Below are 24,579 nucleotides of genomic sequence, written 5' to 3'. Positions count from 1 at the left end.
GTATTTATGGTACTGGATAGAGCCTGAAGTCAAGCTGGCAAGAATGTTTTCTTGCCGGTCAGTATATGTCCGGCTAATCCTTTGTTTTTCTTGAAATTAATTCAGCGTGGCAGCGCTTTTTATGCTGTCCAGCCGAATGGATACAACGCCAATACCTAATTTTCGACGATCTGTTCCCAGTCCAAGCTTTTTTGGGGATGCCAGGTCTTTCAGTTTAAAATTGATGTATACATAATTTTTATTGTACACAATAAGCGCTTTCGGAATAATGACGGTTTTAGCTTTTTTGGATGATTTTGTGTATTTCCACGTTTCGAGAAATCGCTCGTTTACATAAATATCAACAATCTGGAAAGGTTTTTTTTTGTTGACATATGCATAGGCATCGACTGTAAGTAAAAGGTTTTTTTTTGGTTTTTCTGAAAGCCTTAACAGAAGTCCTGTACTTTTTTTGTGTGTCCATGTGCCCCATTTTTCCGGTTTTGAAAAACCATGAAGAGTATACTTTTCTGAATTGCCTGATATGCCAAAGTCTATCACAGTCCCTGTTTTATATTGAGTGACGCGACCGAAATTCCATTGGTTTATTTTTCGATCAATAAAGTATAGCTTGTATGGTAGTTCGGTTTTTGGATTTAATGCCAGATGCAAGACGTATGCATGAAGAAATAACAGGGGAAAAATTATCGGTAAAAGCAATAGTTTACGGAGAGGTATTTTATTTATTATCTGTTCTTTCATATCATAAATTGTAAATCATTAATCCAGAATTTTGCAAATATCAGGAGCAGTAAGAAAAAAGAAATGATGGCTGACAGATAAGTTGATCGTGGTAATTTTGAAATCATATAGCTGAAAAATATTATCCATGAAAGTGAAAGAAGTGAATACCGTGTGCAGGAAGTAAATGTCCCGGTTGAAATCGGGAGAAGGATTGAAGCGAGAGTAAATATGCTTTCACCCCAGTGCTTTTTTGTAAACAGCCATACTGATGCTGTAATCGCAAGCATTGATGAAAACATACCATAAACCGAGATTACAGCAGGATTTTTAATCTCGTTTATAAAGGTTTTTATGGGATTTCCTGGAATTCTGCCCCATGCTCTCTGTATATGGGAAAAGGCGAGCGCATCTCCGGTTAAGTGGTGTAGGTATATTGAATAAATTTCAAGTCCTACAGGAATGAAAAGGACGCCGAAAATAAAGGTGATTGCTGGCGCTGAAAGGTTCTGCTTTTCTTTTTGGAGTTGTACCAGAAATGGAATACTGTAGCTTATAAAAATAAACTCAAAAAATAAACCGGTTGTTCTTGTTGCTCCAAGCAATGCCCCTGTGATGGCTGCAAGAACAAATCTTTTCCTTTGTAATAAAACGAGACCGCCAAAAAGCAATGTTAAAAACAATCCTTCACTGTATGGTACCGAAAGATAGATGGTGAATGGAAAGAAGCAAAAAGCCGCAGAACCTTTCAGCGCAATCTCTTCTCCAAAATCATTTTTTAAATACGTATAGAGAAGAATTATCAGAGCTATAAAAAGGATGTTGTTCAGAATAAGGGCTGTAACAAGTGGGTCTGAGTATAGTATTGATGATAATATGCGAACAGTAACAGGGAATAAGGGGAAAAATGCCCAGTTGGAAAATGAACCTTCATGGTTGGCATGGTGCGGTGTGCCGGGAGCATAGGCATGTGGATGTAAATCGTACCCTTCATTTACGATAGAAAGATACCAGGCACAGTCCCATTGACATATATTGGATGGAAAGTCGATGCCCCCGGAATACAAAAATACTGCGGCAATAACCGATATTCTCGATAAGGCCGCGACAACGGACAGGATGAGCAGGTTTTTTATTTGCATTTATAAAGAAACTGTGTTGAAGGCATGGAGGAGCCCAGGGTGATTCCGGATGATGTCGCAAAACCGGGTTTCAATATATATAATCAGTCCCGAAACGGAGGAGAGCGGTCTGCATCGGTAAAAACAGGATTATTGTCATGGACAAAGGCAGTCCTGCCGAATCGGGAAAACATGAAGAGCTTGCCGGAACGGGCCCCTCATGCAGCAGCAGTTCTCTACTTCTGAATGGTCCGTTTTTTCCGGCGCGTGTCACGGTTAACGAGTTGCAGCATCATGTTGTGTTCCTTTTCAGCGATTGTATCGAGTGAATAGTTTTCAACCGCAAACGTTCTGGCTTTACAGCCCAGAGTGGTGCGCAGTTCATCAGATTCCGACAGTTTTATGACAGCCTCCCGGATACTGCCCGTTTCAGTACTGCATAACCACCCGGTTTCACCATGCCTGATCACTTCTCTGATTCCAGGTGAGTCTGCGCCTATGGATGGCAGTGCGCAGGCCATAGATTCAATAAGCGTTTTCGGATGTCCTTCATAGAATGATGGGAGAATGAATAATTTCGCTCTGTTCAAATAGAGTGGAAGCTCATTATTCGGGATATTTCCTTTCCAGTCGATATTCAGATTCAATGCCAGACCTTTTGCTTTCAGCTCTTTTTCCTGCACGCCCGTGCCGACGATGACGGTTTTAAGGTTCAGGCCATGTAGCGCGTCAAGAAGTGCAAAAAGGTTTTTCTGAGGTGTCAATCTTCCGATAAAGAGCAGGTCGATGTCTTTACATAACGAGGAAGGGGAAAAAATCCTTGTATCAACATAGTTGGGAACTACACTGATTTTACCTGAGGTTTCAGGAATTCTTGACATGATGCTTTCTTTCATCATGGCTGTTGTTACCTCGATACTGTCTGCGGAACGGAAAATTTTTAACTCATCATTCAGTGCTTTTTTTGTCAAGTCAGAATCAACACCGCTTTCTTTGGCTATAAAGTCCGAATGCATGTAGCCGCATCGGGCGATCATCGGCTTTCTGAAGATTTTTGCTGCCCTCAAGGCTTCAAGAGCGCCGGGGGTCTGGTTTGATTTTATGATGTCCGTTTTTTGCAGCGTCTTTGCATGCAGAAGAGGTATCATTCGTGTGTAGATGCTTGCCGGAAGCTTCCATTCATTGCAGAGTATTTCAATGCCGGGCAGACGGTCGGCAAAGAGTAGATGGTCTTTTTTTCCATAGGTGATGAAAGAGATCGTCACTTTTTTTTCAAGATATTTTCTGTAGAGAGCAACCTCCCTCTCGAACATGCCAACGCGTGCCCAGTTTTTCAGGGATCCCTTGCGGGTGAAGAACAGGGTGATGTGCATGGTTTATTCTCTTTTTTTCTTCTGTTTTATGTATTGGGTAAAATAGCTGTTTTTAGTCATAGTCCGATATGAAAGCAGGCCGGAAAACCCCAAATCGTGAATGATGCTCTACGGTGAACACTCCATCGGAAAAAAGACGTAAGAGGAGTCAACACTGCTCTGACTATAAGAGCAGTTGGAAAACCGCATAGTTGAGCGGCCCCTGGATTATGCCGCAGTGACGTGATCCTGCTTGGCGTGAATTCCGCATTTGCCGGCATCATCTTTCCGACATATTTAAGGCTGTGTGAAGACAGATATAAATGCTCTGATTTCGGCAGGTATTTGGTTTTCGGGAAGAGAGGTGTATTTTTAAATATCGATAAGAAAACTCCTGCCGTTTTCTGTATAAAATTCTCCTTGAGTAACTGCGATTCAGTAGGTGACTATGATTTGATACAAAGGAGAAATATATGGATATGTTGATTGCAGGATCAGTATTACTCGGGCTCATTTACATTGATTCAGATTAAAGCGACAATGAAAAAAAAGGGTGTCATATATACCTGCATTACCGGAATGTATGATGAGCTGCTTAATCATTCCTATATTGATCCTTATTGGGATTATATTTGTTTTACTGATAATTTTTCAATTAGGAATGAGCATAATTTTAAATGGGAAATACGAAAAATTTCTTTTGACAAACTGGATAATGTTCGTAACCAGCGTTGGCACAAGCTTCATCCTCATGTTTTATTTCCAGAATATGAAAACAGTATTTGGGTTGATGGCAGTATTGATATTTGTGGTAAAAGTGTTTTTAATGATGTTGATACTGCAATCAATGATGCAAGACCAATATCGATCGGCCCACACCCAAAAAGAGATTGCGTTTACGATGAATGGGATGTCTGTATAAAAAAGGGGAAAGATGATGAGCTGGTGATGAAAAGACAGATTGATTTGATGAAAAAAAAGGGCTTTCCTTCACATGTTGGCCTCTTCGAGACAAGTATAATATACCGAAAAAATCATGATCTCACGATCAAAAAACTTATGGATGAATGGTGGTGGTGGATTAAGAATTACTCCAGAAGGGATCAGCTTAGTTTTACGTATGTCCTGTGGCAAAATAATATTACAATAACGTTATTGTCAGATAATCCGTACAGAAAAAATCCGGAAATTAGAATTCTGGTCGGAAAGAATCATATAACAAAAGAGGAGATTCTTGCCCAAGCAAAAAAACGCAGGAAGGGTTTTAAGAAAATAAATAGCAGCATACGTGCACTTTCGGATTCATTAAGAAAAAAAGTGTCTTTATTTTTTGTTGGCTTAATACGTGATAAAAAGTGAGGCATAACAAGTAAAAAAACATGCACCGAAAGTTCCTGTTGATCAGCTTTCTTGTGGGCGTTTTAATGCTTTGGCTTTTTTATGGATAAATATTCTGAAGTGAAAAATCGTGGCTTGTATTAAAGGATGACATATATGCTAATAAGCAAAAAGAAAAAAAACAGGATAAAAAAGTTTTTAAAAGAGAGGATGCGAAGGTTGCAGGCATATAAAAATTTCTATCTTCAGCACTACCCGGATAAAAAGCACAGCCTTTCCAAAAAACTTATTGTATCGCTGACATCATATCCATCAAGATACAGTACATTGAAACTGACGCTCATGTCACTTTTGTCTCAAACTGTCAAGCCGGATATCGTGATTTTGTGGGTTTATAAGGAAGACCTTTTTTCGTTGCCGAAAAAAATTTCAAAGCTGAAAAAAAGAGGCCTGATAATTAAAAGCGTTGATACGGACCTGAGAAGTTATAATAAGCTGATTCATGCTTTAAAAAAATACCCTGAAGATTTTATCGTAACAGCTGATGATGATGTTTACTATCCGGAAAATTGGCTTGAATCACTGATAAACAGTCATGTTGAGTCGAAAAGAGAGATACTGTGCTGCAGGGCCCATCGAATCAGTAAAGATAAAGAGGGTTGTCTTTTACCCTACAAGGAATGGGAATGGGAGACGGGATCGCTCTGTGATGATGAATATATTTTTCCTACAGGGACAGGTGGGGTTTTGTATCCTCCGGAAAGTCTGCATAAAGAAGTGTTTAATGAGAAAATTTTTCTGGAAAAATGTGAATATGCAGATGATATATGGCTTTACTTTATGTTCAGGTTAAATGGTTATATGGCTAAGAAAGTTGACGCCAGTTTAGATTTTTACTCCTGGAGAGGAACTGAAAAAAATGGCTTGGCAAGAATTAATGTTGTTAATAAGAAAAACGATATTCAGATGAAAAATCTGATCGAGGTATATGGTAATCCACTCGATTATAAGCGATTCTCAACGAAATAGAACGCGGGCCGAAGAGTAACCGGTTTTTAAATAGCTGAAAGATATGGATTCCTGGAGCAGTATTGATTTTTTGTATTCAAAGATTTTTTAACAGCATTCTTGAAAGATAATATACCGGGAGTGAAAGCTTTTTTGGGAAGTATTCCTTATGCATCATTTTTTGATGAATCTGCTCGGAAAATATCCTGTAGCGATGTGCAATTTCATCAATACGAAGTATGTTGCATGGTTTATTGTAGCTTTCAATGTTTTCTGAAAGCCTGTCGATCATTTCGATAACATCTTCTTTTCCATCAAAGAGCAGGCCATTCTTTCCGAGCAGTTCCGGGTAACTTGAATTGTTGCGTGCAACGGCCGGAAGACCGCAGTGCAAAGCTTCCAGAAAGCTGTTTGAGCATGGTTCGCCGACGCTTGCTGCTATGAAGATGTCCTGTTCCCTCAATTTCTCTGCAAGTTTTCCTGAGGGAAGGGGATCAATCATGGTTATGTTTTTAAAAGGCCGGTCATAATTGCCGATGAAGATCATCGAGTAGCGACTGAAATCAAGATGCTCGTCAAGGTAATGCAGTATGTCGAATCCCTTTCTTGGATTCGATGACCAGGTGGTGGTGACAAGTCTTATTTTCCTGAGCTGCGAATCACCTATGGTGAGAGTGGCTTTTGGATAAAAAATATCCTGATCCGGAGCATTGATGATGCAGGTTTCAAAGCGGTTTTTTTTCATTCCCTGCCGATACGATTCTTTCCTGCTCCATTCCGACTGGAAAATCGTGCCGTCGGCGACAAGGTCGTTGCAGTAGAAGATTTTCCGGTCTGTGCCTATGCCGATTTCACCTCTTGTATGGAAAAGGGGACCGTCAACCCTGTGGATGAAAATCTTTTCTCGATATTTCAGCTTGAGTCTGAGTGCCTGTTTCTGGAACTGGTGACTGTTGAAAAGAATGATATCAGCGTGTTCTGGCGTATCGGCGTAGTTGTCCTGTTTTATGAACTGTTGGCGAAGCGCTTTCAGAAACTGATTGCCACCGCCCCACGGCTTGTCGGTAAATTCCCAGAGGATATGGATCAGTGGGTTATTGGGCGCCATGCTTTTTTTTTGTGAGGCATGTTCCTTCATGGAAAAAACGGTTGATAATCGTTGATTTTCGTTGCTTTGTAAATCCGATTTAGCCCAGCCAGTGATGGATATTACAGGGATTAGTTTTTTGCTTCAAGGTGATTCAGTAAATTTTCTGCTGCTGAAGGTGTAATCATGCCGGTGAATTTTTTCATGTATTCCTCTCTTTTCATTTCAGTCATCTGATATTTTTTCAGCGGTGCTGAACCGAAATCCCTGATGAAATCCGGTATTTTATGGCCCCATACGGCGCCATTCAGGGAAAACAGGCTTCCCTCGGAGGTCGGACACCAGAAATGCTGGTGAGGGTCATAAAAGAGTTCATCCGGACACTGGAGGTTGATGAAGGGAGTTCCGCAGTAGATTGATTCGATAACTGCGGTTGAGAAATAGCCCATGCAAAGCTCGGCAATGGAAAGGAGCTCCTGCAGTTTTGACGGGTACTGCTGGGATTCATCGTCATCGATGATGAGGTCGGCTTTTTCGTAGACCGCTTCGCTGAAATCAAATTTTCTTCTGGGCTTGACGACAAGATGCAGATTGTTTGCATCACAGAAAGCTCTCACCGCTGTGATGACGGCAGGTTCATTCCATCCGTTGAAAAGCCATTTCCGGCCTACCGGTTCCTGCAGTATCCTTTGCAGAGCTGAGAGATTTCTTGAAAACCTCCGCAACAGCGGATCGATTGTAAACGCATTGTTTTCAAATTCCTTCCGGATTCGCCGCTTTATATGCAGTCCGGCAAATGCAGCCTGCCAGGCAAAGCTTTTTTTATGTTTTTTTGAATCGCTGTATGTATACGGCAGGTAAACAAGTATGTTTTTCAGTGGAGGAATGCCGAATTTTCTGCGTATCGCGCTCTTGTTTATGGTCAAAAGTTCCGGTCCGAACATCGTACAGCCGGCAGGGTGTATTTCGGTGTGTTCCGGAGCGAAGTAGGTAAGTCCATTTTTGACATGGCTTTTAAAAAAAGCAAGTCCTTCGTTGAAAAAGTTTTCCGTGTAGGGAGAAAAAATTCTTCTGAATCCATGGCCCATCTCGCCTGGCTTTATATTCTTTATTTCCTTGAAGCTGTCCGGGCCATGCATTATCATAACCCAGTTTCCCCTGAAGCTGTCAAGAAATGCCTTGTCGAGGATGAATTCCGGCGGACTGAGTGAGATGAAATAATCAATATCGGTTCGAGCTGTGACTGCACGATTATGTTCAGATTCTGCTGTGAATGCTCTTGCAGTAAAGTTCTTATCGTTCAGCCCCGCAAAGGGAGACTTGCTGATTTCCGGGAAGATGTACCCTTTTGCACTGTCTTTTGACGTGGAATAATAATCATGCCAGCATTCTACGGTATGGCCTCTTTTCAGAGCAGTTTCAATGATGGATGCAAAATGCCTGAAATTATTTGCCCGATTGATAAGAAAGGCGAGTTTCATGGCTGTACCCGTTTTCCGTTTTCCCCGTTTACCGGGAGCGTAGCTAATACATTTGCAAAGAGCTGGTTGTAACAAAATTCCTCAGAAAGGTTTAATGAGAAATCTGCAAGTTGTGTGTGCATTTTTATGGGGTAGTCCAGGCTTTTGCACAATGACTTGTTGAACAGAAATGGGGAGGCTCTGAATGCATGGTTTTTTACTGTTTCGGCAAGTTTGACGTTTCCCGAAATAAAACTGGGCGTTCCGCAGGCCATGCTTTCATAAAAAGTTCTCGGATTCCAGTCGTTGTGAGAAAAAATCAGGGTCATTGCAGTTTTTCTGTAAAGTTCGCCAAGGTCATGCTTGCCGAGCTTGTTCAGATACTCGAAATCAATGTTCTTTTTTCTAAGAATATCGAAGCATTCCTCTGCATAGTTTTCTGATTTGATCGTTCCGCAGAATAATATTTTTTTTCCTTTAAGCGCTTGTCGGGTAACTTTTTTGGCGAATCTGAGCTGTCCTTTTCTGTTGTGTATGGCTGCAGGATAAAGCAGAATGTTCTCTCTTCGTGTATTCCTGCAATAAAAAAACTGCCGGTCGTATTCGGGGATGGGTTTGACAAAGGTACGGTCTTCAATGATGGCAAGTCCATGTTTATGAAATGATTTCGGGATTCGATTGCCGACCGGATAGAGTATTTTCAGCGTTGCTGTATTCTGTAGCGGATCATCCGGATTGAAGCTGCCGAGTGTTCTTCCGAAAAAGATATCGATATGCTGGAGTGCCTGTTTTTCCAGAGGTTGTATGGCCCCGGTTTCATCAAGGAAACAGAGTTCGTTTTTATTGGTGTGAAAATAGATCTTCAGGGAGGTATGGGTATGCATGTACTTTGGAAGCCAGTATACCCATCCGTGATGGGCCTGTTGTTCTGGCTGGTGGTGAAAACCGCGGAAAAGTATCGATCTATACGTTTTGTCAATGTATTCAATCGCATGTCTGTGTATGGGCATCTTTATTCGGTTTTTTACTGATATTTTTCAGGTGCAGCCGTAAAGATTTTCAGGTGAGGCCGTCGGTGTACCTGGTCATTTGCCGATGCAGTTTCCTTGTTCCTGTTCTTGATCGCCCTGTTCCGAAAAACCATGGCGGTCCTGGGGATTTTAGCCTCGAAATCCGTCCCCTGTGCCAGAGAACGGTTTTTTCCAGCCAGCATAAGGCTTACAGGCGGAATTCCGCCAGTCCTGCGGTTCAGGATAGCCTTCAGGTCTTGTTTATTCGCTGAGGAGGTAATATAAGCGTCCGGATCGATGATGTATTTACAGATTTCCTCAACATCTATCAGATCTTTACGGGCATGCGGCATTCCAGGGTTTTCCGGGTAATGTCAGAAAAGCACAAAATCGGACATGAACTCTTTCCAGAGCGGCAACTGGCTCGCATATTCGTTTTCCGCTGCAGTCGCAAGAGCGTTTTCAATGACAGAAAAGCGTAACCGGCTGTCGTTCATGACTCCGAGCGTACATTCCGCCAGCGCTTCAGCATCTCCGATGTTTGCCAGAAATCCGTTCCTGCCATGAGCTATGAGATCAGTGGCCTGTCCGACAGTCGTGCTTATCAGGGGAATGCCGCTTGCCATCGATTCGAGAACGGCTTTCGGACCGCCTTCGTCTCTTGATGTTATAATGTACGCATCCAGCGCATTGTAATAGGTGCCTATTGCGGTATAGTCGTCGAGAAATTTGTGGACATAGGGTAGTTGCATCGATTCCAGCCCTTTACGCACATAACCTCTCGCCGGCCCGGTCAGGAGCACAAAGAGTTCCGGGATGGAGGCCTTAAGAATTTCAACGGTTTTCAGGAAGATGTCAGGACCTTTGACAAGTTTCGGTTCAAGGCCTTCCTTCCATCCGTTGCCGTCTTTCTGGAAAGAACCTATGACCACGGCCTGCTCGGGAATGCCAAGTTCTTTTCTTGCTGCGGTTCTCAGTTCGGAAGTTGTTTTCCTGAAATAGCCGGGATTGATGCCGATGGGGATTCTGAATACTTTGGAGCGCCCGATTCCGGTGTCGAGCACCACCTCTTCCATGAACCGGCAGCTTACCTGGATACGGTCGATCTCCTTGTGGTGCTGACTGATGGTCTTCAGCATTTTTCTTGAGCTTTCATCGTGTTCAGGGTTGCCATGGTAGTAAGGGAATGCGATGCGGCAGCAGGGTTTTTGCCAGTGTTCAAGGATTTCGTATCGGCTCATGTTGAAAAAACACTGGTTTTTCATGAGTCTGCGCTTGCAGCTGCTGACTACATCGATACCGAGCATCCCGCACAGAGCCCCAAGTTCTACGGCATCCCAGTAGAGGCTCCAATTGGCACGATCGCCCTTGATGAACAGTTTGCTGTATGGTTTCCAGAACAGCGATTGTAGACTGTATGTGATGTTTTTCAATGATCGGTATTGAGTTTTATGGGCCGAAAAAGCCTTTTCTGATTTTTTTGATGAATGACATGTTTTTATGCCCGGCCATTTTATGGTCGTGCCATTTTGTGATGGCCTGATAATATTCAGTGGCGATGGTTTCTTGTGAATAGCGCTTCAATACGCTTTGTCTGGCGCGATTTCCGATTTTTTTTCTGGTTTCCGGATCTTTCAGCAGTTCCAGGCAGTACTGCCATTCATCGGCAGTCGAAGCGAAGAATCCATTTTCGGCGTGTGTGATGACCCTTTTGTGGGCATCGGTAGGGCTGCATATTACCGGTATGCCGTAGGCCATGTAGTTCAATACTTTGTGCGGTGACTTGACGGCTTCAAGGACGGGGACGATCCCGATATCGGATTTCTGTATGAACTGCTGCCACGAGCAGGGGTTGCTCCAGGCATCCTTCACCGAAAGCTGCCAGGCAACCCCTTTTTGGAATCCCCATTCATTATTCCATTTCGGGTTTTCCTCGGCAGCCCATCTGAATGCGTAATTTCCCTGCTGGAGGATCCTGTGTAATGGCTCAACGAATTTGTAATAATTGACTCCGATGCCGTACCATGTTACACTGGGCCTCTCTGTTTCACGATGAACCTTGATAAAATCCGGATCAGCTTCATGAGAATCCGGCACTGTTGCGCTCGGAATGTTCAGGCCGTTGCTGATCAGTCTGTCTTCCAGCTCATGGTTTGAGCAGATAACGAGATCGACCAGGGAATTAAGATTCAGGGTTTCTTCTTTGCTGATGGAATCGCATAGATCAAGAATAGCCAGTTTATCGGCTTTATTCCTGAATTTTTGGACTTTTTTGATGCTGTGAATGTGCTTCTGAAAGATCAGGGTGTCGTATGCATTGAAATCCGGATCCGTTACGGAACAGCCAAGCACCTCGGAGGATATGCCGGTTACGCTTTTAAGAATTTCATGGTGATTGAAGGCGCGTAACCGATTTGAGGTTCTGTAAACCATTTCAGGGTGGGACCTGAATTCTTTCCAGCTTTTCGGGCACCAGAGGAGTTTGGTCATATCAATCGTTTATGACGTTGCACTGTTGATCGATACCAGGCACTTGAGCGTGAATTTCATGAATTTTGAGGCTGCGGGTTTGTAGTACTTCTGCAGGACTGATGAATGGTATATCTGCAGCGTTTTTTTTCCTTGCTGTGCGTTTTTCCTGCAGCAGTACCACCATTTTCTGCCCATCGCTATTTTGAACCCTTCAGGGGAGAACTGCTGTGTTTCACTGTTGATTTTTACGAGGCGTTCAAGCCATGCCTTCGCGTTCACAAGGTCTATATCTCTGCGGTTATCAGCGATCCGCTGGTGGGTGTCAAGTTCCTGCGAAGTTATTTTTCCGGTGAACCGGAGCAGGTAAGCTTCCCTGATTCTGCGTGCATTGGTTATTTGAAGATTCGCCTTTTTGCTGCTTATCTGTCCATCGTGTTCCCTGAAGTATAGCAATGTATCAGTGAGATTGGCAAAGCGGGTTTTCGGTGCAAGGGATGTCCAGTAGTTGTAGTCCTGAGTGTACACGAGATCGGCGGGGTAGGGGTGCTCTTTCACCAGTCCGGTTCTCATGATAACGGTCGGGTGAAAAAAACAGGTATTGAAAAGCAGGGCGATTTTGAGCTCCTCGTCCGATTCGGGCTGTATTCTCGTATTTTTGAGTTTTCCCTTCTTGATCAGGCGCATGGCGGTGCCGGAGACACCGGTATCGGGATGGCTGTCCATGAAACGCACCTGGGTTTCAAGCCTCTGCGGGAGGCTTATGTCATCGCAGTCCATGCGCACGATGTATTCGCCCGCTGCCGCCAGAAGTCCTGCATTCAGGGCATGGACGGTGCCTCGGTTGGTCGGGAACCGTTTCAGCACGATCCGCGGGTCCCGGTATGATTCGATTATCTCGACGCTCCGGTCAGAGGAGCCATCGTCGATAATGAGAAACTCGAAATCCCGGAAGGTCTGGAGCAGCATGCTGTCGATCGCCTCCCTGAGGTAGCGCTCGCCGTTGTGTACGGGCATGAGGATGCTGACTCTTGGTGATGCCATCGGCTTACGTTTCGTTATTGGCCATCGTAAGAATGGTGCCTGCCATCGAATGGTCGGAAAAGTGATCCTCGACATGTTTGCGTCCGCATTCGCCCATCGAAGCGGCAAGTGCCTTGTCGGTCAGAAGCGTGACGATCCTTTCGACGAGGGCGGCGTGATCGCCGTGGTGAACCACGAAACCTGTTCGACCGTCAACGACCGCTTCTGCAAGGCCTCCGGTTGTACTGACCACGACCGGCAGGCCGCATGCGCTCGCTTCGGGGATAACCCTTGGCAGGCCTTCCTCCTGATAGTAAGGAAAATAGACCGGTTCGGAGGTCAATGCAAAGAGATCCGCGGCATGGAGGAGCTTCGGGAGCTCTTCGTTGGCGACAGGCGCTTTTATGATGACGCGACCATCGAGGCCGAGTTCCCTTACCAGGTGTTCAATCAGCAGGATTTCCGGTTCCAGTGGGTGGCTGACAATCATGTAACGAGCCTCAGGAACCACTTTGATGATGGCCGGCAGAGCCATGATAACGTGGCGAAAACCTTTGACCGCCATCATCCTGCCGACGGTAATGATGAGGGCGCTGTCAGGCTCGATGCCGAACTGCCGTCTCAGTTCGGTTTTTTTCCCGGGTTCAGGTTCGGGCCTGAAGATGCGGGTATCGACGTTGCAGCCAAGGACAAGGCTTCGGCAGGAAAGCGCTGGGTACATCGAGCGCGCGAGCTTGTCGAGCGACCGGCTGACCGGCATGAAAAGGTCTACGGTGCCGAGTATACGGTTGATTTTTCGAAGCGAGCCTTTCTTATTTGGGAAGACATGCCTGGTGATGTCTGTGCCGTGCGAGGAACAGAAGATCCTGAAGCCGAAGAGCGCTTTCAGGCGGTAGATGACCTGCAATTCGTCCCAGGTTGCCGCTACGAGTATGCAGTTTCGTTGCGAAGCGAGCTCCCGAAGGAGTTGGGGCAGGCGGTAGAGCCAGTGGAGTTTTTTCCAGTCGCGTCCCCGGATGTAGCGAACCTGATCCGTGGATTTTGCCTTCAGGCGCTTATGCGTCCGTGTTCGATGCGTGAGCACAATGGCAGGGTAGCCGTTGGCGGTGAGGGTGTCGAGCAGGTTTTTTGCCCAGAACGCGATGCCCCCGTACTTTTCCGGCGGGAATTCGGAAGCAAGGATAATGAACCGGGGTTGTGCTGCATTTTCTTCAGCAGTCGGCGGAGAGACCCTGTTTTTCGGTTTTTTGCTGGTCATGCGCGGCCTCTTTTTTGTTCGAGTTGCTCCTGAAGGTGCAGTTCAAGGTTCCTGACCATGGCTCCGATGGTGAATTCCCTGGATACCCGTTCATATCCGGCTTTCCCGAAGGCGGCCATGCGTAAAGGGTCGTCGATGAGGATATTGACGGCATTGGCGATGGCCTGCGGGTTTTTTGACGGGATGATGATGCCTGTGGCGCAGGCAGGGTCGGTTGCGGTCGCGCCCATCAGTTCACGGGCCCCGTTGACATCGGTGGCAATGACCGGTTTTTGCATGGCCATGGCCTCCATGACGACATTGGGCATACCTTCGAAAAGCGATGCAAGGACGAAAATGTCGCAACCCCTGAGCAATGGGTAGATATCTGCAGTGAAGCCGAGGAAGATGAAGGAGTCTTCGAGTCCGGCTGATTTCGCCTGGGCTTTCAGTTCCGGTTCAAGTTTGCCTTCGCCGGAAACTGCGAAGACGAGGTCGCTGCGCTGTGTCCGCAGGATGGCGGCAGCCTCGATCAGGTAGGTGAACCCTTTCTGGTCGGAGAGGCGGCCAGCGCTGTAAATGATTTTTTTTCCCGGAAAGCGTTGTGTGAAGTCATGCGCTTCGACATGGTCCGGGATGTCGAGGCCATTGTAAATGACTTTGACGAAGTTTCGGTCGAACCATCCGTATTCGGCATAGGCGGCCCTGATTGTTCCGCTGTTGGTTATGATGCCGTCGGTGAGGTTCGTGAGCGTGAGCTTGTGTTTCCATTTGCGGCTGCAGAGCAGCATGCCGTGCCGGGCGAGCACGACAGGCGTTCCTGCGAGTCTTGCTGCAAGGCCTGCCACTCTGACATCCTTGTTCAGGTTACAGATAAGAATATCGGTTTTATGCTTTTTCAGCCATGCGGCGATCTTGAGCGTGGTGAAGGGCGCGATGTCCCCCCGTATTTCAAACACATCGGTTCCAACCCCTTTTTCCGCGGCGTATCGAAGGATTTTGGAGTTTTTCTTGCTGGCAAGCACGACGTTGTGCCCCTTCTCCGTGAGTCCTTTAGCGGCGTTGACCATCCATTTTTCGCCACCGCCGAATTTGTTTCGCCCGATAGAGTTGATGAAGAGGATGTTCATGCTGCCCTCCTCTTCGTGAGGATCTCGCTGCAGAATTCGAGCAGATCTGTGCGCATCCGCTCGGTCGAAAATTGCTGCGTGACGGTTTCGCAGGCATTCGCAGCAAGCCGTTGCCGCTCCTCCGGGTTTCGGAGGAGGTCGCTGAAGATGGATGCAAGGTGTGCTTCGTCACCATAATGGACAAGGAAGCCGTTTCGGCCATCGCTGATGAGTTCGTCGGCGCCTCCGGAGAAGGTACTGACCGGTACGCTCCCTAGCGCCATGCTCTCCAGAAGAGCGTTGGCTATTCCTTCGGAGGTGGATGAAGATACAAACAGGTCGCAGGCGAGCAGCATGGGATAGGGGTTGTCGAGATTGCCTGCGAAGTGGACCTTGTCTGTTATGCCGAGTTTACTGGCCAGTCGTTCGAGTGATTCCCGTTCAGGCCCCTCTCCGGCAATGACGAGTCCTGCCCCGGTGGATTCAGCGCATGTTTCTATGAATCGGGCAAACGAGCGGAGGAGGAAGTCGAAGCCCTTGCGGGGAATGAGCGCGCCCGCTGCGGCGATCATGAACCCGAACGATCTGGAGTAAGGGGCCTTCGATCCCTGATCAAGTGCCTTCCGGTCGATTCCGTTGTAAATCACTCTGATCTTTGACGTATCGAGCCATGGAGTGCGGGAGAGCGTCTCCCGTATTCTTGCTGCGTTGACGACAATTCCATCAGCGAAAAGGCCGTAGACCAGTTTCTGAATGGCGGTGTCTTGAAGTGGCCGGTCGATGCCGAGCCTGAGAATGTTGGCGGCCCCGGTGATTCGACAGGCGATACCGGCGAGCACGTAGTCTTTTCGTTTTGTGGGAATGACGACATCGACTTTTTCCCTGCGGATGATCCTTACCAGACCCGAGATGGTGATCGGATCGAGTTCCATGAGGAAAGGCAGGCGAACTTTTTCGATGCAGAAACGGTCACCGATTCGCGGGTCCCGGTAGGCGAGGATTGCACGGTGCTTTCCACTGAGCGATTCAGCAGCGAGCTTTGTCCATTTTTCGTTACCGCCCCAGCCTCTGCCGGCCGAGTTCAGGAAAAGGAAATTCATGCAGTACATCCCGGTACGTTCAAGCTGCATAGCCCGATAACCGGGTGTGCAGTCCTCTGGTTCTGAACCAAAGTTACAAAAAAACCTCACCTCGCCTAACACGATGTTGCGGCTCTGTTTGAACCTGCGGATTTGACGAATTTTTGCTGACGGACTTTTTTTTTTGTTACGATTGTGTTACGATTATGAAAATATTGTGTCAACATTCCGACCGGAATCCTTTTTCGGAATAACTGTATGTGTTGCTGATGGTTGATCTGACTCGAGCCCGGGTGCTTGGCAAAGGATCTTCGAGGCTTTGCTACGTTCACCCCGATGACGAGAGAAAGTGTGTCAAGGTGGTCTATACGCGCAGGAAGGAGATCATCGAGGAAGAGCTCAAATATTATCGCCAATACGAGCGGCGTGGCGTTTCGTGGGATATGCTTGCCCGGTCGTACGGTATCGTGCACACCAATATGGGCGATGGTGCGGTTTTCGGTCTTGCGCGAGATTTCGACGGAGAGATATCGCTGACGCTTGACCGGTATCTTCCGGTGATGCGGGGGTCTGCTTTCGAAGGAGAGCTTCGAGCTGCTCTTGAGGTTTTCAGGGCCTATCTTTTCCGCGAGAGGATCGTTCTGAGGGAGCTCAAACCCGATAACGTCGTCTACCAGCGCATCTCCCCTGAGTCAGGCCGCCTTGTTCTCATTGACGGTGTCGGCAACAACCAGTTCCTGCCCATTGCCAATTACTCCCGCATTTTTGTCCGCCACCTGCTCAAAAAGAAATGGGCCAAATTCGAACAGTTACTCAATACATAGCTGTTGAGCTATACGGTTAGGCCGGGCTTGTCGATTTGCCTTGCTTCAGGCAGTGCTCTTTCCGGTATGTTGAACTTCAGTTCGTTCCTGTCATTCACGAAGTTCCGGGATGATACGCTGGGCGTTTTGTCAGCATCAGCCGGTCTTTACGGGCATTGAGCCGGCGTTATGATCGTGGAACTGTCTGGAGTTACCGGTTTGAAACAGGAGGGGGTCAGGCCTCTTTCTGCTTTGCGGTGAACTGGATGTCGTGAAGCTTTTTATACGCGCCGTCGAGGGCGAGCAGTTCCTCGTGGTTTCCGAACTCCAGTACCTTGCCTCGTTCCATGACGATAATCCTGTCGGCATTTCTGACCGTGGAGAGCCGGTGGGCGACGACAAGCGCAGTGCGGTCTGCCATTGCGTTGTCGATCGCTTCCTGAACCACTTTTTCGGATTCGTTGTCAAGCGCGCTGGTGGCTTCGTCGAAAATGAGCAGTTCCGGGTTTCTTGCCATGGCTCTGGCTATGGCAAGCCGCTGGCGCTGGCCGCCCGAAAGCTGGATGCCGCGGTCCCCTATCTGGGTCTGGTACAGGTCCGGCTTTTCCATGATGAAATCGTGAGCGTTGGCAAGCCTGGCAGCCCGTTCGATGCGTTCGTGATCGATGCCATCCCGCATGCCGTAGGCGATGTTCTGCTCAATGGTGTCGTTGAAAAGGATTACCTCCTGGCTGACTACCCCGATAAGACGGCGAAGCTGTTTGTAGTCGTACTCGCGTATGTCGACACCGTCGATGGTGATTTTTCCCGAGTCCACGTCATAAAAGCGCAGGAGCAGGTCAACGGTGGTTGATTTGCCGGATCCGGACTGGCCAACGAGGGCGACCATCTCTCCTTTCCTGATTTCGAAGCTCACGTTATCGAGCACCATGGGAGCTTCCGGTTCCCTGCGATATTTGAAGGAGACGTTTTCAAACTTTATCGTATGTGAAAATCTGCTGATCTGCCTGTTGCCGTTTTTGATCTCAGGAGGCGTGTCGAGGAGTTCGAACAGGCGTTCCGCAGAGACCATGCCGACCTGCAGCTGTGTGCTTACATTACTGAAAGTCTTCAGCGGGCCCATTACCGAATACAGGGTGAATGCAAAGAGCAGCAGCTCTGTTGAGGTCATGCGCCCATCGAAGACCTGCAGGCCGCCGAACCAGAGTACCAGCGCAATTGCCGCGATGAGAAGCGTTTCGTTAAGAGGGTTGATGATGTTTTTCAGGCGGTTGATCCGGATGTCAAGCTTTCTGTAGTCGCGGGTGAACTTCTTGAACTTTACGAGTTCCATGTCCTCGAATACGCTCGATTTGATGACTTTGATGCCGCTGAACTTCTCCTGCAGGATGGAGTTCATGTCGCCCATCATCCAGCGCAGTTTTTTTGCGAGTTTCCTGACCCGTTTCCCGATGATACGGATCAACATGAATATCGCCAGCGAGGTGACCGAGGCGAACAGCGTCAGCTTCCAGCTCAGCAGCAGCAGGACGCCGATATAGACCAGTATGGAAAAAGGGTTTTGCAGGAAGTTGATGAAGGTTGAGTTGATCGTGCTGTTGACCGTGCTGACTTCGTTGTGCACATAGTTCATCAGGGTGCCTACCCTGTTGTGATTGAAATAGTCGAGCTGCATCTCGATAATGCTGCCGAAAACGTCATCCCTGAGTTTTTTAGCCGTACGGGTCTGTATTCGGAAGATGAGCTGGCCGTTGATGTAACTGAACAGGTTTTTGAAGAAGAACGCCACGATGAGAAAAATGCAGATCCTGAGCAGTGTCTCCTGTTTTGTCGCTCCGGAGAACACGCGCTGAAACCTGTTCATGGCCCAGGCTTTGATCTGTTTGGAGTCGGAGAGATCTTTGGGAAACACATCGGGTGCAGCCTTCGGGCTTTCGGTTTTTATTTTCGAAGCAGCCATGCCGAACAACTTTGCGTCGGGGACGGTCTGTTCGTTTGCGACTGCAGATGTCCTGGCGCTTTCATCGGAGGCGAAGACTGCGTTGAGCAGCGGCAATACGGAATAGATGGAGATGACGCTGAACAGCGAGGTCAGCATGCTGACGAAAAAGACGAGCAGGATTTTCCCTTTGGAGGGGGCAAGATATGTGAGAAGCCTGAGATACGGGTTCATGAGAAACGCTGGTTACTGGAGAGCGCTGGCGGTCTGGCCATCTGAAAAGCCTCTTGCCTTCCGGATGGTTAGCGATTCCGAGGGCATGGCTGTGCAGGCAATGTACACCATTTTTCAAACTTTGCATACCTGCGGAGATTCCGCAGGGTTTGGATGCGGTCAGCAACCGATTCTGATAGTCACGGACATATCTGACGTGCACTGTTGGATGCAATGTCCTGCCTGTTGATTCGAGTCCCATGGTAAAGCCCGTTGGAATGAATGGTGAAAAAAATGTAAACTGAAGAGATGGTCTGCATGGGAAAAGTCCGGGGATTGTTATCCCTGACGAAAGTAAAAACAGGGATTCGTTTTCAGTAAGCACCGATTTATGGATAAAAATACCAAACGAGTAGTGATTGTGGGTTCCAAGCCGAATGCAGATATCCCTGACGGAGATGCGCTTTACTGTGCCAATGGCGCTATTGGCTATTATGCGGAAAGTGTCAAACGATTCCGGAGAACGGTAAGTGTCTTGAACCCTGACCTCATCCATCCCAAAAAGAGGAGGGATGGAGCGTCGAGAAAAGATTTTTATCAGAGACAGTGGGAGGCGATAGTCAATTCAAGGCCTGATAAAATGATCCTGACAAGGACTACCAGCATCTCACTGTTGACCGGTATCCTTAAGGAAGCCGGATTCAGTGTCCCTGTTTCCGGGATTTCCGCCTATGAGCGCCGCATGCTTGTCGGCAGAATAAGCGGATGTTACGATCCCATACTTACCGGGGACTTTTTTCGGTTGCCCGTCGATCTGAAAGTTCGTTACGCAGGATCTCTGGCAAGTACATACCTGAAAAGGATTATCAATAAACGGAAAGATTGCGGCTCGACTTTCAGGCCTTCGACAGGGGTGCTGTCCGTTGTTTGCGCAATAGATGAGTACGGGCATGATGCCGAATATATCATAAGCGGTATCGGTGTGGAGAACAGAGGGGACTATTGTGACGGTAAAAACATGCGGCAGAGAGATTTGCGGCCGCATGTTTTTGCGGATATCAAAATTCTTCGTCATCTGGCTCGGCGCTACTCCATGTATACTACTGAGCCGGAACTCATGAAGATCATCGCTCCGCTGGAAGGTAATGGCAGGTTCGGTTGATGCGCATGTTGCCAATGGGGAAACAGAAACGGCTCGCTGGCTGTCTGGCGCAATGCGAGCGCCCTGGTTCTGTTTTTCCCTTGTGCTTCCGGTTTGGATCAGGGAGGAGTGTTGCTGTCCCTGATGACGTTCTGAAATGTCAGATTTCCTGCCGGACGTCCAGCCTTGCCTCGACCGCTCTTGCTACATCATCTACATAGATATCGCACACCTTCCTGGTCGGGGACGCTATCAGGGTGTGGTCGGTGATGTAGGGCGCGAAACGCGTCAGATCTTGCAGGGCTTCACGGTAGAGGCCAATGAGCGGGACGGCAAAACAGGATGCGACGTGGATGAGCGAAGTGTCCGGGGTAACGAGTAGCCGGAGTTTCCGCACCAGCAGCCCGACCTCGTAGATGTTGCGGGTCGAGACCGAGGGACGGACATTGGTGCGTGTTTCGAGACGGAGCTTTGTTGCTCTATCCTGCGGTGCGGAGAAAATGATGAATTGTCTGTCAGGAAAACGGTCGATCAGGGCGGACCATTTTTCTTCTGTCCAGTAGCGAAGAGGTCCTCCGGCGCTGATGTTGATGCCGATGAATTTTCGGTCGGGCATCGAGTCGGCGAAAGACTGCAGTTCCGGCTGGACACGCATCTCGGGGATGTAGGGGCGGCAGGTTTCAGGTGGCGCATCGATGCCGAGCAGGCCGAGTAGTGCACAGTTCTTGGTGACGATGTGGGTATGGTAGGTTATGTCGAGCAGCTGGTCGTAAAGCCCTTCGTGAAAAGGGTTGGCGATGCCGGCCTTGATACGGGCAGGGATGAGGATCGACTGGATCAGGAAATGGGTCGACGGGTGGTCTTTGGTGTTGTAGAGAAGGTCGAACCGGTGAAGGAGTACATCCCTTATGTAGCCGGGAGTGGCTCTTTTGGCGTTATGGACAGCCGTGACGTTCCGGTCGGAGCTGAAAAAGTCGAAAACCGCTTTGGAGAACACGATGACATGGATGGAGAGTTCGGGAAATGCCCTGCGCAGGTTGCCGATGAGCGGCGTGAGCAGTATGGCGTCGCCAAGTTTTTCCTGGGCGAGGATGGCGACCGATTCGAGGCGGCCATCAAAGTCTGCATGGCGTGCAGATCTTTTTCCGACCTTTTGCAGCATGCGGGCGAATGCCTGGCGGAAGCGGCGTTTCTTTTTCCAGTCCTTCGCGGGCGCTGTCGGTGTGACGGGTTTTGTCATTGGGAGCGGTTACGTGTGGCTGCCTGTTGTCGGCAGAATGAGATGAGTTCTTCGTGCATGCGCTGCAGCGAAAATTGCCTGATCACTTGTTCTCTGGCGCGCTGCGCGACTGCTGTACGAAGGATGGGATCGGAATGGAGCTTCCCGAGCGTACGGGCAAGCACCTCCACATCGCCGTAATCGATCAGGAACCCGTTGTCGCCGTCCCTGATGACTTCATCCGTACCACCGGCTTTCGAGCTGACAGGGGCGTTGCCGAGATACATGCCTTCGAGGAGGGCGTTGGAGATGCCTTCGTTTTTCGAAACCATGGCGAAGACATGGCTTTCGGCAAGATGGGGCGCGGGGTTTTGGATGAAGCCGATCAGCTGCGCATGGTTGCCGATGCCGAGTTTGTCGGCAAGAGCCTTGAGTGCGGTTTCCTCCGGTCCGCTCCCTATGATGACGAGGCGTGCGTCGTCGGCTCCGGAGATTTCGATGAAGCGTGCGAAACCGCGCATCAGGAAGTCGAATCCTTTTCTTCCGGTGAGGATTCCCATCGAGGTGACCGTGAATCCAGAGGGTTTGTCCGGGATTCCAGCCGGGAGTTGGCGGTCGATGGTCTGGGTGTCGATACCGTTGTATATGACCCTGATCTTTTCAGCATCCATATACGGCGCTTCGAGCAGACTTTTTCTGATCTTTATGGCATTGACGATAATGCCGTCCGAGAGGGTATGGTAGATCAGGCGGTGCAGAACCGGTATGCTGAGGCGTCTCTGGATGCCGAGCCGCAGAATGTTTGTTATCCCGCATATTCTGGAGGCAAGGCCTGCGAGCAGGTAGTCCTTGCGCTTGGTCGGGATGATGACCTCGATCCGCTCTTTCCGGATAATTTGTATGAGCCTGAAAAGGGTGTACAGGTCGATGTGGCTGACGCAGGGGAGGCGGTATTTTCTTACCGTGAAACGACGCCCGATAACTTCGCGTCGGTAGGCAAGGCAGACCTCATGTTCCTCGGCAAGGGTTTCCGCAGCCATCCGGGTCCATTTTTCCGTTCCGCCCCAGCTCCTTGCGGAGTTCATCAAAAGAATTTTCATGCCGCCGTTGTTCAGGACTTGTGAAGCGAGGAAGATTTTTATTATTCAGCGGATACCCGTCATCGGCCGTGCGATTTTCCCTTCTTCTGACCGACCATCCGGATCTGTTTTTCATCGAGGGATGCCCGGAACAGGTTTTTTGGAAAGTAAGTAAAGGATTTTCAGCCGTTTCCTGCGTATTTTCGTATAATCAGCATCCGGTTCCCGGTTGTATTTCGGGAAAAATAATTGAAATTAATCAATATCAGCCCTGTTTTCCACAGAGAGAGAGAGAGTAGACGATGATGCAGCGCTTTCTTCCTTCAGGGCAGCTGTCTCTGGCCAGGCCCTCTTTTTTTTTCAGCTCCATCGTGCTGATCGGGATCATGCTGCTTTATACTATTACCGGGACGCTGCTGCTTCTGGTTATACCGGGAGGGAAGGAAGCGGCCGGACTTGATCCCCTGCAGTACGATGCTTCAATGGTTGCCGCCATGCGTGTTGCCCAGGTTGCCGGTCAGATACTTGTGCTTGCCCTGCCGGCAGTGCTGCTCGCCCGCCTGCATGCCGGCGGGGGGTTCCATTCAGGGAAACCGCTCGCCTTTCTCGGCATCGCACAACATGTTGCGTGGCGACAGGTTCTGTTTGCCGTGCTCGGTATGATGAGCCTTCAGCCGCTGCTCCATTCCGTTACGGAGCTGCAGGACCTGTTTCTCTGGCCCGCACTCGGTCCGTCTGGCGAAGCGGTTCTCGAAAGCCGCCGTTTGATGGATGCCCTGATAGGAGTGCTTGGCGGCATCCATTCTTTTCCGGAAGCTCTTGCCGTAACCGGTGTTCTTGCCTTTACCCCGGCTTGCTGTGAAGAGCTTTTCTTTCGGGGTTATCTGCAGCAGAATTATTACAAGGCGCTCTCTCCGGCCGGTTCGGTTTTCTTTACCGGTTTTGTTTTTGCGTTTTTTCACCTGAGTGCGGCCAATCTTGTTCCTCTTACGCTGCTGGGGTGGTATATTGGCTATATTTTCATGAAAAGCGGCAGTCTTGCCGTGCCGTTTTTCGTACATCTGCTCAATAACCTTGCGGCTCTTGTTTTTCTTCATGCTGCCGGATCAACGCCGGAGGTTACGGGCGCAAGTGTTGTTTTTTCGCTCTGGTGGTGGCCTGCGGTTGCCGGCAGCCTGCTGCTCTTTGTTTTTTTTATGCACCGGTTCAGGGCCGCCTGTTCCTAGGCCTGAAGCGGTAGGCTCGATACACAACTTTCTGTTATGGGTAAGCTCCTGAGTTTCAATCTGCTGCAGCGGGTACTTGTAGCCGTTGTCGGTATTCCTCTTCTGGTCTGGATTATCAGGCTCGGGGGGCTTCCTTTTTTCATGCTGCTTTTCGTGCTCGCGCTTGCCGCCACCTACGAATTTTACCGGCTCGCCCTCCACAAAGCCGTTCCGCCTCCCCTCTGGCTCGTACTGGTTCTTACGGTGCTGATCCAGCTGAATTTTTATGCGGCCGCCATCGAAACCTGGGAGCTGCTGCTTGGTGTCGTACTGCTGCTTTTTGTGATCGAGCTGTTCCGGAAGGAGGGCTCGCCCCTGCTTAATCTCGGCTCCGTCCTGACGGCGCTCCTGTATGTGAATCTCTCTTTCGGAGCGCTTCTGCAGCTTCGCCGTCACGGTCACAACGGGGAGGGGGAGTCGCTGGTTCTTCTGATGTTCATTTGTGTCTGGGCTGCCGATATATCGGCTTATTTCGGTGGCAGCATGCTCGGCGGGCGTCTTATCCGGCGCAAACTGTTCGAGCGTCTGAGCCCGCATAAAACCTGGGAGGGTTATCTATCGGGACTTGCCGGCAGCATTGCGGCTTCCGCGTTCTGTTTTCAGCAGATGCCCTCTCTTTCGGTGCTGCCTGTCTTTCTGACCGGTGTGCTTATCGGTGCTGTCAGTCCCGCCGGGGATCTTATCGAATCGATGTTCAAGCGCGATGCAGGAGTCAAGGATTCTTCCGCCCTCATTCCCGGTCATGGCGGTGTACTTGACCGATTCGATACCATCATGTTTGTTGCTCCGATCGTTTATTTTTTATCTTCCCGGCTTTAGTCTTGTTCGCCGGGGATTCATGCGTTCAGCATGTTCGCTTCGCACTCTGGTTCTCTGAAACGCGCCTGATCCGGCATAAGCGGCATGC

23 protein-coding genes are annotated in these 24,579 nt (G+C 48.7%); 7 read left to right on the top strand and 16 right to left on the bottom strand.

From position 1 onward, the window contains the following. Positions 1-96: 96 nt before the first annotated feature. From WBP50_RS10025 to WBP50_RS10015, 3 genes are all read right to left on the bottom strand, one after another. The gene (locus WBP50_RS10025) at positions 97-741 is read right to left on the bottom strand and encodes a DUF7024 domain-containing protein (protein WP_423934063.1); all 645 of its coding nucleotides are present in this window, start codon (positions 739-741) and stop codon (positions 97-99) included. Further along, on the bottom strand, positions 738-1,862 hold the full coding sequence (locus tag WBP50_RS10020) for a mannosyltransferase family protein (protein ID WP_423934061.1): 1,125 nt from the start codon (positions 1,860-1,862) through the stop codon (positions 738-740). The genes WBP50_RS10025 and WBP50_RS10020 overlap by 4 nt, the downstream gene beginning before the upstream one ends. Before the next feature lie 215 nt (positions 1,863-2,077). Then, positions 2,078-3,214, bottom strand: a complete 1,137-nt coding sequence (locus tag WBP50_RS10015; RefSeq protein ID WP_423934059.1) for a glycosyltransferase family 4 protein — start codon at positions 3,212-3,214, stop codon at positions 2,078-2,080. A gap of 519 nt (positions 3,215-3,733) precedes the next feature. Here WBP50_RS10015 and WBP50_RS10010 point away from each other — a divergent pair. Continuing rightward, positions 3,734-4,552, top strand: coding sequence for a glycosyltransferase domain-containing protein (locus WBP50_RS10010; RefSeq protein WP_423934058.1), 819 nt, complete (start codon positions 3,734-3,736; stop codon positions 4,550-4,552). Between the two features lie 135 nt (positions 4,553-4,687). Then, positions 4,688-5,560, top strand: a complete 873-nt coding sequence (locus WBP50_RS10005) for a glycosyltransferase (protein WP_423934055.1) — start codon at positions 4,688-4,690, stop codon at positions 5,558-5,560. Between the two features lie 76 nt (positions 5,561-5,636). On the opposite strand, the gene WBP50_RS10000 is transcribed toward WBP50_RS10005, so the two are convergent. Beyond that, entirely contained in the window at positions 5,637-6,284 is a 648-nt protein-coding gene (locus tag WBP50_RS10000; protein ID WP_423934053.1) for a glycosyltransferase, read from the bottom strand. 141 nt (positions 6,285-6,425) lie between these two features. Between WBP50_RS10000 and WBP50_RS09995 the strand changes: the two genes are divergently transcribed. Continuing rightward, positions 6,426-6,662, top strand: a complete 237-nt coding sequence (locus WBP50_RS09995; protein ID WP_423934051.1) for a hypothetical protein — start codon at positions 6,426-6,428, stop codon at positions 6,660-6,662. 95 nt (positions 6,663-6,757) lie between these two features. Here WBP50_RS09995 and WBP50_RS09990 read toward each other — a convergent pair whose 3' ends face one another. The 8 genes from WBP50_RS09990 to WBP50_RS09955 all read right to left on the bottom strand — a co-directional run bounded on the left by WBP50_RS09990 (position 6,758) and on the right by WBP50_RS09955 (position 16,034). Then, positions 6,758-7,714, bottom strand: coding sequence for a hypothetical protein (locus WBP50_RS09990; RefSeq protein ID WP_423934048.1), 957 nt, complete (start codon positions 7,712-7,714; stop codon positions 6,758-6,760). A 389-nt stretch (positions 7,715-8,103) separates the two neighbouring features. Continuing rightward, the gene (locus WBP50_RS09985; RefSeq protein ID WP_423934045.1) at positions 8,104-9,096 is read right to left on the bottom strand and encodes a glycosyltransferase; all 993 of its coding nucleotides are present in this window, start codon (positions 9,094-9,096) and stop codon (positions 8,104-8,106) included. Positions 9,097-9,470: 374 nt separating this feature from the next. Further along, entirely contained in the window at positions 9,471-10,529 is a 1,059-nt protein-coding gene (locus WBP50_RS09980; protein ID WP_423934043.1) for a glycosyltransferase family 4 protein, read from the bottom strand. Between the two features lie 16 nt (positions 10,530-10,545). Then, entirely contained in the window at positions 10,546-11,586 is a 1,041-nt protein-coding gene (locus WBP50_RS09975; RefSeq protein ID WP_423934041.1) for a glycosyltransferase, read from the bottom strand. A 9-nt stretch (positions 11,587-11,595) separates the two neighbouring features. Next, positions 11,596-12,609: a glycosyltransferase family 2 protein gene (locus WBP50_RS09970; protein ID WP_423934039.1), complete on the bottom strand. Its 1,014-nt coding sequence runs from the start codon at positions 12,607-12,609 to the stop codon at positions 11,596-11,598. A 4-nt stretch (positions 12,610-12,613) separates the two neighbouring features. Further along, on the bottom strand, positions 12,614-13,846 hold the full coding sequence (locus tag WBP50_RS09965) for a glycosyltransferase family 4 protein (protein ID WP_423934037.1): 1,233 nt from the start codon (positions 13,844-13,846) through the stop codon (positions 12,614-12,616). Next, entirely contained in the window at positions 13,843-14,955 is a 1,113-nt protein-coding gene (locus tag WBP50_RS09960; RefSeq protein WP_423934034.1) for a glycosyltransferase, read from the bottom strand. Before WBP50_RS09960 ends, WBP50_RS09965 begins: the two co-directional genes overlap by 4 nt. After that, a complete protein-coding gene (locus tag WBP50_RS09955; RefSeq protein ID WP_423934032.1) occupies positions 14,952-16,034 on the bottom strand; it encodes a glycosyltransferase in 1,083 nt (360 codons plus the stop codon). Before WBP50_RS09955 ends, WBP50_RS09960 begins: the two co-directional genes overlap by 4 nt. 248 nt (positions 16,035-16,282) lie before the next feature. Between WBP50_RS09955 and yrbL the strand changes: the two genes are divergently transcribed. Continuing rightward, the gene (yrbL, locus tag WBP50_RS09950) at positions 16,283-16,837 is read left to right on the top strand and encodes a PhoP regulatory network protein YrbL (RefSeq protein WP_423934029.1); all 555 of its coding nucleotides are present in this window, start codon (positions 16,283-16,285) and stop codon (positions 16,835-16,837) included. Between the two features lie 214 nt (positions 16,838-17,051). Here the strand turns inward: yrbL and WBP50_RS09945 are convergent, their stop codons facing one another. Then, positions 17,052-18,989 carry an ABC transporter ATP-binding protein gene (locus WBP50_RS09945; protein ID WP_423934026.1) on the bottom strand — a complete coding sequence of 646 codons (1,938 nt, stop codon included), beginning with the start codon at positions 18,987-18,989 and terminating at the stop codon, positions 17,052-17,054. 370 nt (positions 18,990-19,359) lie between these two features. Here WBP50_RS09945 and WBP50_RS09940 point away from each other — a divergent pair, with 370 nt between their 5' ends. Further along, positions 19,360-20,130: a hypothetical protein gene (locus WBP50_RS09940; RefSeq protein WP_423934023.1), complete on the top strand. Its 771-nt coding sequence runs from the start codon at positions 19,360-19,362 to the stop codon at positions 20,128-20,130. A 139-nt stretch (positions 20,131-20,269) separates the two neighbouring features. Here WBP50_RS09940 and WBP50_RS09935 read toward each other — a convergent pair whose 3' ends face one another. The 3 genes from WBP50_RS09935 to WBP50_RS09925 all read right to left on the bottom strand — a co-directional run bounded on the left by WBP50_RS09935 (position 20,270) and on the right by WBP50_RS09925 (position 22,795). Then, the gene (locus tag WBP50_RS09935; RefSeq protein WP_423934020.1) at positions 20,270-21,349 is read right to left on the bottom strand and encodes a glycosyltransferase family 9 protein; all 1,080 of its coding nucleotides are present in this window, start codon (positions 21,347-21,349) and stop codon (positions 20,270-20,272) included. Beyond that, positions 21,346-22,428, bottom strand: a complete 1,083-nt coding sequence (locus WBP50_RS09930) for a glycosyltransferase (protein WP_423934018.1) — start codon at positions 22,426-22,428, stop codon at positions 21,346-21,348. The genes WBP50_RS09935 and WBP50_RS09930 overlap by 4 nt, the downstream gene beginning before the upstream one ends. 244 nt (positions 22,429-22,672) lie before the next feature. Next, entirely contained in the window at positions 22,673-22,795 is a 123-nt protein-coding gene (locus WBP50_RS09925; RefSeq protein ID WP_423934017.1) for a hypothetical protein, read from the bottom strand. Here WBP50_RS09925 and WBP50_RS09920 point away from each other — a divergent pair. Next, the gene (locus WBP50_RS09920; RefSeq protein ID WP_423934015.1) at positions 22,794-23,633 is read left to right on the top strand and encodes a CPBP family glutamic-type intramembrane protease; all 840 of its coding nucleotides are present in this window, start codon (positions 22,794-22,796) and stop codon (positions 23,631-23,633) included. The genes WBP50_RS09925 and WBP50_RS09920 overlap by 2 nt on opposite strands. A gap of 36 nt (positions 23,634-23,669) precedes the next feature. Continuing rightward, entirely contained in the window at positions 23,670-24,491 is an 822-nt protein-coding gene (locus tag WBP50_RS09915; RefSeq protein ID WP_423934012.1) for a phosphatidate cytidylyltransferase, read from the top strand. The last annotated feature ends 88 nt before the right edge of the window (positions 24,492-24,579 follow it).

The sequence above is a fragment of the Chlorobium sp. genome (assembly GCF_049593655.1).
Taxonomy (GTDB): Bacteria; Bacteroidota; Chlorobiia; order Chlorobiales; family Chlorobiaceae; genus Chlorobium.
The sequence above is the reverse complement of the archived record's forward strand: the minus strand, read 5'-3'. Positions and strand labels throughout refer to the sequence as shown.

Bases quoted from the DNA above. Each gene is read 5' to 3' on its own strand.
- WBP50_RS10025 (WP_423934063.1), bottom strand. From the start codon at position 741: ATGAAAGAACAGATAATAAATAAAATACCTCTCCGTAAACTATTGCTT.
- WBP50_RS10020 (WP_423934061.1), bottom strand. From the start codon at position 1,862: ATGCAAATAAAAAACCTGCTCATCCTGTCCGTTGTCGCGGCCTTATCG.
- WBP50_RS10015 (WP_423934059.1), bottom strand. From the start codon at position 3,214: ATGCACATCACCCTGTTCTTCACCCGCAAGGGATCCCTGAAAAACTGG.
- WBP50_RS10010 (WP_423934058.1), top strand. From the start codon at position 3,734: ATGAAAAAAAAGGGTGTCATATATACCTGCATTACCGGAATGTATGAT.
- WBP50_RS10005 (WP_423934055.1), top strand. From the start codon at position 4,688: ATGCTAATAAGCAAAAAGAAAAAAAACAGGATAAAAAAGTTTTTAAAA.
- WBP50_RS10000 (WP_423934053.1), bottom strand. From the start codon at position 6,284: ATGAAAAAAAACCGCTTTGAAACCTGCATCATCAATGCTCCGGATCAG.
- WBP50_RS09990 (WP_423934048.1), bottom strand. From the start codon at position 7,714: ATGGGCCATGGATTCAGAAGAATTTTTTCTCCCTACACGGAAAACTTT.
- WBP50_RS09985 (WP_423934045.1), bottom strand. From the start codon at position 9,096: ATGCCCATACACAGACATGCGATTGAATACATTGACAAAACGTATAGA.
- WBP50_RS09975 (WP_423934041.1), bottom strand. From the start codon at position 11,586: ATGACCAAACTCCTCTGGTGCCCGAAAAGCTGGAAAGAATTCAGGTCC.
- WBP50_RS09970 (WP_423934039.1), bottom strand. From the start codon at position 12,609: ATGGCATCACCAAGAGTCAGCATCCTCATGCCCGTACACAACGGCGAG.
- WBP50_RS09965 (WP_423934037.1), bottom strand. From the start codon at position 13,846: ATGACCAGCAAAAAACCGAAAAACAGGGTCTCTCCGCCGACTGCTGAA.
- WBP50_RS09960 (WP_423934034.1), bottom strand. From the start codon at position 14,955: ATGAACATCCTCTTCATCAACTCTATCGGGCGAAACAAATTCGGCGGT.
- WBP50_RS09955 (WP_423934032.1), bottom strand. From the start codon at position 16,034: ATGAATTTCCTTTTCCTGAACTCGGCCGGCAGAGGCTGGGGCGGTAAC.
- yrbL (WP_423934029.1), top strand. From the start codon at position 16,283: ATGGTTGATCTGACTCGAGCCCGGGTGCTTGGCAAAGGATCTTCGAGG.
- WBP50_RS09945 (WP_423934026.1), bottom strand. From the start codon at position 18,989: ATGAACCCGTATCTCAGGCTTCTCACATATCTTGCCCCCTCCAAAGGG.
- WBP50_RS09940 (WP_423934023.1), top strand. From the start codon at position 19,360: ATGGATAAAAATACCAAACGAGTAGTGATTGTGGGTTCCAAGCCGAAT.
- WBP50_RS09935 (WP_423934020.1), bottom strand. From the start codon at position 21,349: ATGACAAAACCCGTCACACCGACAGCGCCCGCGAAGGACTGGAAAAAG.
- WBP50_RS09930 (WP_423934018.1), bottom strand. From the start codon at position 22,428: ATGAAAATTCTTTTGATGAACTCCGCAAGGAGCTGGGGCGGAACGGAA.
- WBP50_RS09920 (WP_423934015.1), top strand. From the start codon at position 22,794: ATGCTGCTTTATACTATTACCGGGACGCTGCTGCTTCTGGTTATACCG.
- WBP50_RS09925 (WP_423934017.1), bottom strand. From the start codon at position 22,795: ATGATCCCGATCAGCACGATGGAGCTGAAAAAAAAAGAGGGCCTGGCC.
- WBP50_RS09915 (WP_423934012.1), top strand. From the start codon at position 23,670: ATGGGTAAGCTCCTGAGTTTCAATCTGCTGCAGCGGGTACTTGTAGCC.